The organism is Cloacibacterium sp. Arc13 (genome assembly GCF_041431305.1).
Lineage (GTDB): Bacteria > Bacteroidota > Bacteroidia > Flavobacteriales > Weeksellaceae > Cloacibacterium > Cloacibacterium caeni_B.
The window spans coordinates 41,570-54,949 of the sequence record NZ_JASMRM010000009.1 but is presented as its reverse complement, the minus strand read 5'-3'; the positions used below and the strand labels follow the sequence as shown (position 1 = coordinate 54,949).

At 32.3% G+C, this 13,380-nt stretch carries 13 protein-coding genes; 7 read left to right on the top strand and 6 right to left on the bottom strand.

The window, feature by feature from the left end; translation table 11 throughout:
• The first annotated feature begins 6 nt into the window (after positions 1–6).
• The 6 genes from QO190_RS08300 to QO190_RS08275 all read left to right on the top strand — a co-directional run bounded on the left by QO190_RS08300 (position 7) and on the right by QO190_RS08275 (position 6,288).
• Positions 7–1,014 carry a BatD family protein gene (locus QO190_RS08300; protein ID WP_371462447.1) on the top strand — a complete coding sequence of 336 codons (1,008 nt, stop codon included), beginning with the start codon at positions 7–9 and terminating at the stop codon, positions 1,012–1,014.
• Position 1,015: 1 nt separating this feature from the next.
• Positions 1,016–1,999 carry a VWA domain-containing protein gene (locus tag QO190_RS08295; protein ID WP_371462450.1) on the top strand — a complete coding sequence of 328 codons (984 nt, stop codon included), beginning with the start codon at positions 1,016–1,018 and terminating at the stop codon, positions 1,997–1,999.
• Between the two features lie 8 nt (positions 2,000–2,007).
• Positions 2,008–3,015 (top strand): VWA domain-containing protein, encoded by a 1,008-nt coding sequence (locus tag QO190_RS08290; RefSeq protein WP_371462452.1) that lies wholly within the window; start codon positions 2,008–2,010, stop codon positions 3,013–3,015.
• Positions 3,016–3,138: 123 nt separating this feature from the next.
• A complete protein-coding gene (locus QO190_RS08285) occupies positions 3,139–3,930 on the top strand; it encodes a tetratricopeptide repeat protein (protein WP_371462454.1) in 792 nt (263 codons plus the stop codon).
• A 3-nt stretch (positions 3,931–3,933) separates the two neighbouring features.
• Complete coding sequence (locus tag QO190_RS08280; RefSeq protein ID WP_371462456.1) at positions 3,934–5,646, top strand: BatD family protein; 1,713 nt, start codon at positions 3,934–3,936, stop codon at positions 5,644–5,646.
• 45 nt (positions 5,647–5,691) lie between these two features.
• Complete coding sequence (locus QO190_RS08275) at positions 5,692–6,288, top strand: MarC family protein (RefSeq protein WP_371462458.1); 597 nt, start codon at positions 5,692–5,694, stop codon at positions 6,286–6,288.
• Between the two features lie 261 nt (positions 6,289–6,549).
• On the opposite strand, the gene QO190_RS08270 is transcribed toward QO190_RS08275, so the two are convergent.
• From QO190_RS08270 to QO190_RS08245, 6 genes are all read right to left on the bottom strand, one after another.
• Positions 6,550–7,524, bottom strand: coding sequence for a chorismate-binding protein (locus QO190_RS08270; protein ID WP_371462461.1), 975 nt, complete (start codon positions 7,522–7,524; stop codon positions 6,550–6,552).
• Positions 7,524–7,949: a PaaI family thioesterase gene (locus QO190_RS08265; RefSeq protein ID WP_371462539.1), complete on the bottom strand. Its 426-nt coding sequence runs from the start codon at positions 7,947–7,949 to the stop codon at positions 7,524–7,526. Before QO190_RS08265 ends, QO190_RS08270 begins: the two co-directional genes overlap by 1 nt.
• Before the next feature lie 21 nt (positions 7,950–7,970).
• The gene (locus QO190_RS08260; protein WP_371462541.1) at positions 7,971–8,537 is read right to left on the bottom strand and encodes a 1-acyl-sn-glycerol-3-phosphate acyltransferase; all 567 of its coding nucleotides are present in this window, start codon (positions 8,535–8,537) and stop codon (positions 7,971–7,973) included.
• 353 nt (positions 8,538–8,890) lie between these two features.
• Complete coding sequence (locus QO190_RS08255) at positions 8,891–10,630, bottom strand: PspC domain-containing protein (protein ID WP_371462462.1); 1,740 nt, start codon at positions 10,628–10,630, stop codon at positions 8,891–8,893.
• A 10-nt stretch (positions 10,631–10,640) separates the two neighbouring features.
• Positions 10,641–10,970, bottom strand: coding sequence for a PadR family transcriptional regulator (locus QO190_RS08250; protein ID WP_069797022.1), 330 nt, complete (start codon positions 10,968–10,970; stop codon positions 10,641–10,643).
• A 128-nt stretch (positions 10,971–11,098) separates the two neighbouring features.
• Positions 11,099–11,377, bottom strand: coding sequence for a PspC domain-containing protein (locus QO190_RS08245; protein WP_371462465.1), 279 nt, complete (start codon positions 11,375–11,377; stop codon positions 11,099–11,101).
• A gap of 276 nt (positions 11,378–11,653) precedes the next feature.
• On the opposite strand from QO190_RS08245, the gene QO190_RS08240 reads away from it, so the two are divergent.
• Positions 11,654–13,294, top strand: coding sequence for an FAD-dependent oxidoreductase (locus QO190_RS08240; protein ID WP_371462467.1), 1,641 nt, complete (start codon positions 11,654–11,656; stop codon positions 13,292–13,294).
• Positions 13,295–13,380 lie beyond the last annotated feature (86 nt).

Below are 13,380 nucleotides of genomic sequence, written 5' to 3'. Positions count from 1 at the left end.
CAATTAATGAAGAAAAATTTTTTAAAAATTTTCAATCAATATATAGACAGACAACTCGATAATGTTTCGCCAAATCTAAAAAGGTTCAAATGGCCTTTTGTTGCTTTTGGAGTGATTAAAAAATTGGCTTTGTTGTTTGTTTTTGTTGCTCAATGTTTTTCTGCGCAGACGCTTTCTTCTAATTTGTCTAAAGAAAAAATTGCGCTTGGCGAAAAAGCAACTTTTCGAGTAACCATCAATGGTTTAGAAGGAAAAGATGTGATTTCTAAACCTAAAAATGAACTCTTGCCTTTTCACTTAGAAGAAACCAAAGACGAAATCAATAAAACATACGATCAATACACCAGAACTATTGATTTTCAGGTTTTTGAAGAAGGGAAATTTACCATTCCAGAACTGGAGTTTTCGATAAATGGAGCAGAAACCATCAAAACGATTCCTTACGAAATTACGGTTTATAATCCTGTGAATGCAGATGATCAAATCAACGATATTATGAACAATAAGCAAGTTGATTTGGGTTTCAGTGATTATTGGGAAATGTATAAATGGTATATTTTAGGAGGTTTGGTGATTTTTACTTCCCTATTTTTATTTTTAAGTTTCTTTAAAAATGGCGTTTTCAGAAATTCTGGAAAAGAGAAAAGTCCAATTCATAAAACATTACAGGATCTGAAAAATCTAGAAAAGAAAAAATACGCAGAAAAAGGCAATTACAGAATGTTTTATGTAGAATTGATAGACATAACCAGAGCGTTTTTGGTAAAACAGTATCATATTCCTGCAGATGTTTTACTGACCGATGATTTAATCGATGTGATGAAACATACCAATAAAATTTCGCCTGAGAATGAAAAAATAGTGGAAGAGGTTTTTCTGAGAGGAGATTTGGTGAAATTTGCCAAAATCCTTCCAAATCAAGAATTAATGGAGCGTGATTTTTTAGAGATTTATGAATTTGTAGAGCGTTCGGTTACAGATATTGAAGCAGAACATTTAAGAGAAGTGCATTAAGATGAATTTTGAGATAGATAGTCCATATTTTTTATTGCTCTTTTTGCTTTTTATTCCACTTTTGATAAGGGATTTTAGCAAGAAGAAAAATTCGGGAATCAATGTTCCTACTACCGAAAATATGTCTATAGCAGGAAGTTTTTCTTGGGTTCAAAAATTTTTACAATTTTCTAAATACATCATTCTTTCTGCGCTGATTATTGCTTTGGCAAGACCTAGAACTTACACCATTTTTAGCGATAGAGACGAAACCAAAGGGATTGATATTTTCTTAGCGATTGACATTTCGCCAAGTATGTTGGCCAAAGATTTAGAGCCTGATAGAATTACAGCTTTGAAAAAAATAGCAACGGATTTTGTCAAAAAAAGGGAAGGCGATAGAATAGGAATTGTGGAATATTGGGGAGAAGGAATTACAAAAGTTCCGCTCACTTCTGACCATCAAGTGGTTTTAGATGAAATTAGAGACATGAGTCCGAGTGAAGAACTTACAGGAACAGCAATTGGAGAAGGACTTTCTGTAGCGGTAAATCATTTGAAAGACAGTAAATCGAAATCTAAAATCATTATTTTAATGACTGATGGTGTAAATACGGTTCCGAATGCGATGCCACCACAGTTTGCAGGTGAATTGGCAAAATCCTACGGAATTAAAGTGTACACGATAGGAATCGGAACGAATGGTTTTGCGCTATTTCCGCAGATTACATCTTTTGGAATACAATTTTTCGAACAAGAAGTGCAAATTGATGAAGCTACGCTTTCTGAAATTGCGACTTTAACAGGTGGAAAATATTACAGAGCCACTTCTAATACGAGTTTAGAAAATGTATATAACGAGATTAATTCTTTAGAAAAATCGAAAATTAAAACCAATAAAATTTACAATTACGAAGAATATTTCAGGGTTTTTCTTTGGATTGCCTTGGCGTTTTTATTGATAGATGCAGTTTTACGATGGAGAATTTTCAGAATTTTTAATTAAAAATAGAAATGGATTTTACTCTAGGAAATATTTGGTATTTATTGTTGTTATTGCTTTTGCCAGTAATAGCGTGGCTTCTTTTTGGTTTCAAAAAATGGAAATCTGAAAGGAGAAATATTTTTGCTGAAACTCAATTTCAAGAAGATTTGTTTCCGAAAAATCATCAATTTTCTAAATTTTTTCCAGTTTTATATTTGTTGGGTTTTGTGTTTTTGATTTTAGCAATGGTAGATTTTCTGGGAGGAAAAGAAGAGATGAAAATCCAACAAAAAGTGAATTCTGTAATTTTTTTGCTAGATGTTTCTAACTCTATGAATGCGCAAGATGTGCAACCTTCTAGATTAGAACAAGCCAAAAATATTTTGATCAATACCATACAAAATTTGGGTGATGATAAAGTAGGAATCGTAGTTTTTGCAGGAGATGCACAATCTATAATGCCTTTGACTACAGATTATTCTGCCGCCGAAACGTATATTGGAGCGATAGAAACCACTACGATTGGGAAACAAGGGACAGATTTTCTAAAAGCAATAGAAGTAGCTACAGAAAAATTTAAAAATGTTCCAAAAGGTGCTAGAAAAATCGTATTAATTAGCGATGGCGAAGACAATGAAGGAAATGACAAAGCGGCGATAGATGAAGCATTGAGACAAGGAATAACCATCAATTCCGTAGGAATAGGAAAAGATGATGGAGCGCCAATTCCTATTTATGAATTTGGGCAATTAATGGGCTATAAAACCGATATTCTCGGCGAAACGATTATTACCAAAAGACAAACAGAAGCATTGATGTCTCTCGCTTTTGATACCAACGGAGAATATGTAGACGGAAATGATATGGAAGCAGCAGTCAATAAAATTGTTTTGCAACTCAGAAACCAGAAAGGAGCTTCGGAAACACTGGTAAATACGCAATCTGCGGTGCATTATTACCAGTGGTTTTTAGGCATTTCGCTTTTTATATTTGTGATTATTTTTCTTTTTAATCCTAAAAAAGATTTCAATTTTTAAAAATGAAAACTTTAGAAAACGCAAAACCTTGAATTTTAGTTTCAAAAAACTACTTTTTTATCAATTATTTAACATATCTAGGATTTAATTTTAACAATTAAAGCGATATTTTTGTACCAACAAATGTTGAGAAAGTTTTTTGTACATATTAGCTTATTTTTTCTTGGTCTAATTGCCGTTAAGGCCCAAGAAAGTTTAAACACCTTAATCTTCAGAGGAAACCGAAGCTTCGACAAACAAAAGTATGGCGAAGCTACTTCCACATTTTCGGAAGCGGTGAAAAAAAATGAAAAAGATTTTGGTGCGCATTATAATTTGGGCAATTCTTTGTATAAAATAAAAAAGTACGACGAAGCGATTGCCGAATATCAAAAAGCTCAAAAAAACACCAATAATAAAGATGAAAAAGCTGCTTCTTATTACAACGAAGGAAATGCTCATCTTCAAAATGGTGATGGCGAAAAAGCAGTTAATGCTTATAAGAATGCTTTGAAATTCGATCCAGATAATGAAGCGATTTTAAAAAATTTACAAATTGCAAAGAAGAAGCAAAAGCAAAAAGACAATAAACAAAATCAACAAAACCAACAGCAAAATCAACAAAATAAGCAAAATAAAAACCAAGATAATAATCAAAATCAGCAAGGAGACCAAAATCAAGAAAATAAAAATAACAATACCAAAAATCAACCGAACGGTAATATAGGCGATCAAAATAAAGGAAAAGGAAATCAAGGAGCGGAAAAGCAAAACCAGAAAAACGAACCGCAAGATCCTAATGACCCAAATAAAATCCCTAAAGATTTGCAAAAATTAATTCTGCAAAGAAGTGCAAATCAAGAAAGAGAAACCGCCAAAAAATTACTCAATAAAAATGGTTACTATTCACCAGAAAGCAATACAAAAGACTGGTAATTAATGCAAAAAATTCTCAACATATTATTTTTTGTAATGTCTGCAATTTCTTACGGACAAGTTACCGTTTTGACTGATGTCAATACCAAAGAACCGAAGCAAAATGAACCCGTTGTTCTCACCATTGTACAAGAAGTGGTAGGCGAAAACATGGAACAGCAAAGTCCGCTTCGTCTTCCTGATTTATCAAAATTCGATATTGTAGGAAGTGCTTCCGAACAAAATACTTTCATTGACCAAAAAAGGGGAATTAGAGTAAACCAAATCATTTATCAATTATATCTTCAGCCAAAAGTTACGGGAAAAGTAAAAATCGGCTCGGCTTTACTTACCGTAAATGGTAAAATTTATAAATCAGAACCTTTTGATATTTTGGTGAAAGAAACGTCACGAGCTGAAACCGAATATCTTTCTAAAGATGTGTATCTGAATGTAGAAGTTCAAGACAAGGAGGTTTATGAAAATCAGCCAACTGTAGCGGTTTTGAGAGCTTATAGCAAGAATTATGATAACTTCAGAAAGTTAGAAAATATAAAATTTCCGCAACAGAATAACGCGAGAATTAAGCCTATCAGTTACAAAAAACAAGACATAGAAAATGTAAATGGCGAAATGGCTTCGCAAGTGATTGCTATGTTTATTATTTTTCCAGAAGAAGCGGGTAATGTAGAAATAGAGCCAGTTTCGGCAATGGTGAAAACTCCAGAAATCAGTAAAATTGTTTCGAATAAGGTTAAAATTAATGTAAAAACTTTGCCGAAAGATTCTCCAGAGAATTTTAAAAATGCGGTAGGGAAATTTCATGTTTCCATTAAAGAAATTCCAAAAACAGAACCTCTGGAAGTAAACAAACCGATTGACGTTTTGGTGAAAATTTCAGGTTTAGGAAATTTAGACGAAGATAAATTGCCGAAATTAATAGAATCTAAAGATTATACTTTTTTCAAACCTCAGATTATAAGCAAATTATCTACCAATAAAGAAGGAGTGAAAGGTTCAATTACTGCAAAATATGTGGTGATTCCTAAGCATGAAGGGAAAATCAATATTTCTACTGAACCATTTTCGTTTTTCAATCCAGAACTGAATCAGTACATTGATTTGGGTGTGAAAAGTATTGTGTTGAATGTCCTAAATTCAGCTCAAATTGCAGCGCAGAAATCAACTATTGATATTGTGGATGATTATACTGCTAATGTTTTAAATAGCGTTCCTTTACCTGTTATCGAAAAAGAAAAACATACACAGTCTTACCGTTTTAATTTTAAAAATTTATTTTCTGGTTTGGCAGTGCTTGTAATGGGAACTTTCCTTTTCTTCTTGTGGATTAGACCAAAGAAAAAAGCTTTGGTTACTGTTGAAAATAAACCAATAACTACAATTAGAGAAGAAGAAGAAAAAATTAAAAATCTTCTAAAACCAGGCTTTGAAGCGAATTTAGAATATATGAAAACGCTTTTGTCTAACAGAGACTATTCAGCATTTTTTGCTACTTATGAAGAGTTGCAACAAGATGCAGAACAGCATATTCAGCAAAAATTTGGAATGGGATTGAAAGCTTTTTTAGAAAATTACAAAGGTTCTCAGTTCACCGAAGATTTCAGAAATTTAGAGCAACAAATTTCAATAGAAAAATACTCGCCTATTCATGACGACTCACATTTAGAAGAGCTTTACAACTCTATAACTGCGATGTTTTCTGAAATTATGGAATAATAAAAGTATTTCATACTTTTGTGAAAATAATAAAAAAATCACACTATGTTAGAATCGTTTTCTTTTAAAGAAACCTTGACTTGTTTTATGGTTTTGTTTGCAGTAATTGATATTTTAGGTTCGGTTCCTATTATTGTTTCTCTTAGAAAGCAATTCGGGCATATTGATGCAGAAAGAGCATCGATTGTTTCTGGAGCATTGATGATTGTTTTTCTTTTTGTGGGAAAAGAAATGCTAAAATTCATCGGGATAGACGTGAATTCGTTTGCGATTGCGGGAGCTTTGGTTATTTTTATTATTGCTTTGGAAATGATTTTGGGAATAGAAATTCACAAAGTGGAAAACGTGAAGGCAGCTTCTATCGTTCCAATCGCTTTTCCTTTAGTAGCAGGAGCTGGAACATTGACGACTACCTTATCACTTCGTGCAGAATTTCATGTAGTGAATATAATTTTAGGGATTTTGCTCAATACCATTTTGGTTTACATCGTTCTAAAATCTGCCAATTTCTTAGAAGAAAAAATAGGAGATGCTACGCTGATGATTTTCAAAAAAGTTTTTGGAATTATCCTTTTAGCGATTTCTATTAAATTATTTACCGCTAACTTTGCGCAGTTATTTTCTACTTATGTAAATTTTTAAAATTATCAATATTAAATCATAAATCTCATACCAATGACAACGTTTTACAAAGTTTTTTTAGTGCTTTTTATTATATTTTTAGGAGTTAATCTTTATGCAATCGACTGGAATTTAGGTTTTATGCATTCAGAAAATAATAAATTCTTATTCTCTATAGTCGCATCTATTATAGGAATTTTAGTTACTCTGGTTATGAATACTTGGAAAAAACTTTCACAGAAAAATAGTTAATGAAAAATCCGCTTCTAAAAGCGGATTTTTTTATTGTAAATGATGAAGAATAGCTTGAGATTTTAGTTCGGTTTCTCGCCATTCTTTTTCTGGCGAAGAAAGTGCCGTAATTCCGCCACCTGCAAAAGCGATTACTTGATTTTTGTAAATTTTTGCACATCTAAGATTCACAAAGTAATAAATTTCTTCCTCGGTTTCTATTTTAATGTAACCTGCGTAAAATTCACGGTTATATTGTTCGATTTCTATAATTTTTTCTTTGCAAAAATCTTTTGGAATTCCACAAACTGCAGGAGTAGGGTGGATTTCTTCAATTAATTCTTCAAGTCTATTATCTCCAATTTTTGCAGTGAAATCAGTTCTGAGATGCTTAATATTCCCCGAAATATGATTGTATGTTTCAGACTCTTCGACTTCGCTCAGAGTGACATATTTTTTTAAAATTTCAGAAATATAATGGGTAACAGGTTTTTGTTCTTCGATTTCTTTCTCGCTCCATTCTTCATCTACGGGAAGTGTTCCTGCCAAACTCATGGTGAAAAACTCATGTGTTTTTTTATTGAATTTTCCTAAAATTTCTGGTGTTGCACCGATCCAAATTTCTTCATCAGTAATGAGAAGATAACAAAGTGTATTTGGGTATTTTTTGCAAAGTAGTTGGTAGGTTTCTTCTAAATTGATAGAAGAAATTTCTTTAGCAATAGGTCTAGAAATAACCAGTTTTGGCAAGTTGTTTTTCTTGATGATTTCAATCGCTTTTTCTAATTTTTGGAGATATTCCTCATGCTGAGGAATATTTAGTTCAGCATTATTTTCAGGAAAATTTTCTACCTCAAAAAAAGAAGATATGAGCTCTTCTGAAGTACAGATTTCTAGATTTTCTGCTTGTAAATGAATGGCTTTCCCGTTAGTAAAAGGAAAAAAAGAAGCTACATTTCTTGCAGCTTCATGATGATGTATTAGGATAAATTTTTCTTCAAAAGGCAATCTGAAAATAGCTTTCATTACTTTTCTATTTTTCGGTTAATCACCATATTCGTCATCGTAGAATGACACAGTAAACTTCCGTTTTCGTCTTTTATTTCTATTTCTAAAAAATGGAGTGTTTGTCCTTTTCTAATCATTCTAGCTGTTCCTGTAACGGTTCCTTTGGTTTTACTTTTCAGGTGATTAGAATTGATATTGGTTCCTACAGCAGCTTTTCCTTCGTGAGCTACCAAAATATTAGAAAGACATGAGCCTAAACTTTCTGCAAATGCAATATTAGCACCACCATGCAATAAACCTAATGGCTGATGAACTCTAGAATTTACGGGCATAGTTCCTACCAAATAATCGTCTCCTAAATCGGTGAAAACGATTTCTAAAGTTTCCATTAAAGTGTTTTTATTCCAAAGGTTGAGCTGTGCTAATTTTTCTTCGTTGGTCATCATAAAAATTCAACTTTTAGATTAGTAGATTTTTGGATTCCACTTTTCTGGATATTTTGGAGTAATTTTTTTGTAATATTCTTGTAATTCTTCCATGATGCTTTCGTAGCTTCTGGTCTGAATGTCTTCTACTGAAATTTGTTTTCCTAAATGAATACTTTTGGTTTTAAAATCTCCAGCAGCAATAACGATAGGAACGTTTGATTCTTTTGCCATGTGATAGAATCCTTTTCTCCATTTGTTAACAAGACTTCTGGTTCCTTCTGGTGTAATTACTAAACTGAAATCATCTTTTGCAAATTCATTTTTTACAAAATTAACCAAGTCATTTCTTTGGCTTCTATCGATTCCAACTCCGCCCAATGCTTTTACGATAAAACCGTACCAAGCCTTTGTGTGAGCATCTTTTATGATTACTTTTAGTTTCTTGTCTAAAACCCAATAAGCTAGATTTCCTAAAATGTATTCATCATTGGCAGTATGTGGAGCTACGACTAAAATGCATCGGTCTAAATTACTTGCGGGACCTTCTAACACAATCTTCCAACCCCAAACCCAAAGGATAAACTTTGCAATAATTTTCTTAATAAATTTCATATTTTTCTCTTTAAAAAACAAAACAAGTAACCCTAGCAAAAAGGTTACTTGCAAATATAATTATTTTATAGATTATAATCTTTCTAAAATAGACTGCTGATGAACTCCATTATTTTCATCACGATTTCTAAGACAAATTGTATCATAATTTCAAGTGTTTTTTGTTTGTTTTATGTGAGTTTCATTCACTTAGCGAAGTTATTAATTATTTTTAATTTTAAAATATTTTAAATGTTAAAATTTTATAAAATCTTGAAAAATATCTTTCACTTCGGCTACTTAGTTTCTAGTGTAGGGTTGCGGAAGTTTCTGTTGTTATCATCAGCAACCCAACTAAACTAGAACTATTTATTTTTGGTGTTAATTTCTATCTTAGAATCGCCATCTTTAATTGAAATATTAAGGTCTTTTAAGTTTTCTAAATCTTTTAGACTGTTAATATTTTTGATGTCTTTTTCTAAAATGCTGTCTGCGACTTTTTTAGGATATTTTTTTCCGTTGATAATTACACTGTCAGCATTTTCAGAATCATATTCTATCGTAGTTCCGTTGATGTTTATTTTATTTTTTTCAATAACGATATCTCCATTTTCATTGTTGTTATTTTCTTCGTCATCATCTATTCCGTTTGCATTTAGGTCACCATTTACATTCAGATGTTCGTTTCCTTTTGCAACTTTCATGTCTTTAGGAACCACCAATTCATAATCTACACTGTAATGTCTGAATCTGTATTGGTAAGGATAGCTTACGAAATTTGGTAATAAAATTTTGTTGCCTACCACTTCTACAGGAACATTAAGTTCTAGAGGTTTGTTATAACCTTCCGCATATTTTTTGATGATGAGGTAAGGCTGAGTAATATTAGCATTTCTTACTACTTCTACGTTTGGATAATCTTCTTCGAAAACCATTTTCTTGTCAGAAAAAATATCATCATCATAAGCAGTATAATTCGCTGGGATATTCACTTGTTTTTTGTCAATGATAAGGCTGTCAGTTGGCTGAACATTGATAGAAATATTTTCGGTTTCTTCTTTGTCGCCTTTATAAGACATATCTATTTTTGCCATGTTTACTCCGAAATAAGTTCCTAAAAGAACAATTGCTAAAAATAAACCACCCAATACATATCCTAAGTTTCTTAATTTAGTTTTAGGAGATAATAATTTGATGCTGATTAAGCTGAAAAGAACTGCTGGGAATAATGTTAGGAGTACAATGAGTGAAGAAAGGATATATTTCATTCCGCCATCGTCAAACAAAAAGTTCATTTTGCTTACACCAGGAAAATCAGGATTTCCAAATAAATTGAAAAAGAAGAATAAAAAGATGATTACTCCAAGTGCTAAGAAAGCGAAAATAGCACCAAAAAGAACTCTTAAAACGTTTAGCAATCCACTACCAGCAGAAGTTACTACAGGTTTAGCTTCATTGTACATTTCACCCACTTTTGCAGTAGATTCATTGGCAAATTTTACGATATTGCTAGATTCTTCTTTTAAGTTGTCAAAATTCAAGGGTTTACCTTTCATTTTAAGGAAATCTGCTGCAGTTTCTGCTTTTGGAAGGATAATCCAAAATACTAAATATAAGAATACGATGAGGGTAGTAGAGATTCCAGCGGTGAACAATCCTAAAAATGCAACACCAAACCAGATCACTCTCATCCAAGTTACATCCATCCCGAAATAAGCAGCCAGACCAGAGCAAACACCTGCTAATTTCATATTTTCTGGATCACGGAACAGTTGTTTTTGCTGTGCCGAAGAAAATGAAGGTCTTGATTTTTTATTGGCAGTTTTATCAGAGAAATAAGCTTCTTCTTGTTCTTCTATTACTTCTGGTTTACCAATTTGGGCAATTACTTTTTCTATATCATCATCATTTACCACTTCTCTTTTTCCCATGTTATCTTTTAGAATTTCTACAATTCTAATTTCGATATCATGCATAATTTCGTCTGCTTCTGATTCCTCTAGAGAACTTCTCAGTGCAGTGAGGTAGTCACTCAGTTTTATGTATGCGTGTTCTTCTATTACGAAAGAAAAACCAGCAAGTCCTATTGATAATGTTTTGTTCATAGTTTAGTTTTTATGATGTTTTGGTGATTTGGTTTACAGATTCTGTTAATTCATTCCAAGTATTTTGTAATTCTGCTAAAAAGGTTTTTCCTTTTTCAGTGATTTGGTAGTATTTTCTTGGCGGTCCACTGGTAGATTCTTCCCATCTGTAAGCAAGAAATTCTCCATTTTTCAATCTTGTAAGTAGCGGATAAAGAGTTCCTTCTACTACATCTAGCTTTCCTTTTTTGAGTTCGTCTATTAAATCAGAAACATACATTTCTTTATTATTGATTAGGCTCAAAATACAGAACTCTAGAATTCCTTTTCGCATTTGCGCTTTGGTATTTTCTGTGTTCATGTTTTTTAGTTATTAGTGGTTTTTATAATTTGTTGTAACATTCATTTTACGAATTTTTTTCTGTTGAACAAAAATAGGTATTTTTTAGTAATATGCAATGCAAAGTAGTAATGCAAAAAAATATATTACTATTTTCTTTCTTCGAAGTAGTGAATCGTTCTCGTTTTTGGTAAAAATAACCAAAGTAAAAAATAGACGAATACGACCATAAACGTAGAAATTCCCGCCGAAAATATTCCGAAGAATGCCAGTAAGAACCATGCAACTCTTACTAAAGAGACATCTATCCCGAAATATCTTCCAAGTCCTGAACAAACCCCAGCGATTCTTCTATTGTCTCCATCGCGAGTTAGTTTTGCTCTGCAACCAGTGTAATATTGGTTTTCATTTTGTTGATAAGTTTTCATTTTAATGATTTTTGTGATTTTCTTATGCAAAGATATATATAAAATTTAGTATTATGCAATACAAAGTAGTAAATATTTTTTATTAATTTAGTTAAGTTGTTGATAATCAGTTATAAAAATTTCAAGTGTAAATTTTAATAATTTTTGTTTTTGACAAAAATCACTTTTTCATTGTAACATCTGTTACCGAAATTGGTGAAAACCAACCGTAAGTTTGCAGTATCAATTTTGTTTCACTTTAGAAATGAAGTTTTTTAATCCATTAAAGATTTATAGATGAAAATACTAATAGTAGGAGGAGTTGCAGGAGGCGCAACAGCAGCAACCAGATTAAGAAGACTCTCAGAAGAAAACGAAGTCATAATTTTTGAAAAAGGACAATATGTAAGTTTTGCGAATTGCGGTTTGCCTTATCATATCAGCGGAACGATTGACAAGAGAGACGCTCTTTTATTACAAACACCAGAATCTCTTAAAGAAAGATACAACTTAGATGTAAGAGTTTTTACAGAAGTTTTATCTATTTATACAGTCGATAAAAAAGTTTCAGTAAAAAATTTACAAACCGGCGAAATTTACTTAGAAAACTATGATAAACTATTGCTTTCACCAGGTGCAGAACCTATAAAACCACCTTTTGAAGGAATTGATTCTGATAAAATTTATACGCTCCGAAACATTCCAGATATGGATAAAATCGTGGCAAAAACCAAAAATGCGCAGAATTTTGTAGTTGTAGGTGGTGGTTTCATTGGTTTGGAAGTTGCCGAAAACTTGATTGAAGCTGGAAAGTCTGTGAAATTGGTAGAATTGGGCAATCAAGTAATGGCGCCTGTAGATTTTGATATTGCCAGTTTCGTTCACGAAAAAGCCAAACAAAAAGGGCTTGAATTGTTGTTAAACGTTGGCGTAGAAAAATTTAATGACAAAGGCGAAACCATAGAAGTATTCTTAAACAATGGAACTTCTTTAGAAACAGATGCGGTAATTCTTGCAATCGGTGTAAAACCTGAAACCAAATTAGCAATAGAAGCGGGTTTGGAAATCGGGGAAACTCGTGGAATTTTGGTGAATGAATTTATGCAAACCTCTAATCCTGATATTTATGCAGTTGGAGACGCAATAGAAGTAGCGCATTACATCAACAATAAAAAAGTGTTGATTCCTTTAGCTTGGCCAGCGAATAGACAAGGTAGAATAGTAGCTGACAATATCGTTCTAGGAAATCAATACAAATATACAGGAAGTTTGGGTTCATCAATTTTGAAATTTTTCGAACTTTCTGTGGCTTCAACTGGACTCAATGAAAAAACTTTGAAAAAATTCGGAATTCCTTATAAAACTGCCATTGTAACTCGCGGTCATCACGCAGGTTATTATCCTGGTGCTAAAAATATAGTTCTAAAAGTTATTTTCGATGAAAATGGTAAAATTTTCGGAGCGCAGGCTGTTGGCGAAGCTGGAGTTGATAAAAGAATTGATGTCATTGCAACGGCTATCAAAGGAAATCTCACGGTTTATGATTTACCAGAAATTGAAATTACTTATGCTCCGCCTTTTAACTCTGCGAAAGATCCTGTAAACATTGCTGGTTATGCTGCGGAAAATATTTTGAAAGGGGATTTAGAAATGTTGAATTATGATGAATTTTGGGATTTTGTGAAAGAAAATGATGCAGTAATTTTAGATGTAAGAACTTCCAAAGAATTTTCAGGAGGAGCAATTGAAGGAGCAATTAATATTAACGTAGATGATTTACGAGCAAATCTCGAAAAATTAGATAAGAATAAAATGTATGCCATTTATTGCCAAGTTGGTTTGCGTGGTTATTTAGCGAATAGAATTATGAGAAATAACGGTTTTCGAGCCGTGAACTTAAACGGAGGGTACAATCTTTGGTCAAAAGTTCAATCATAGTAATAGTTTTTTGTTAACAAGAAGGCTTCAATTTTTATTGGAGCCTTTTTCATTTAAATAATTGTTCAATAATAATATGATTTTAA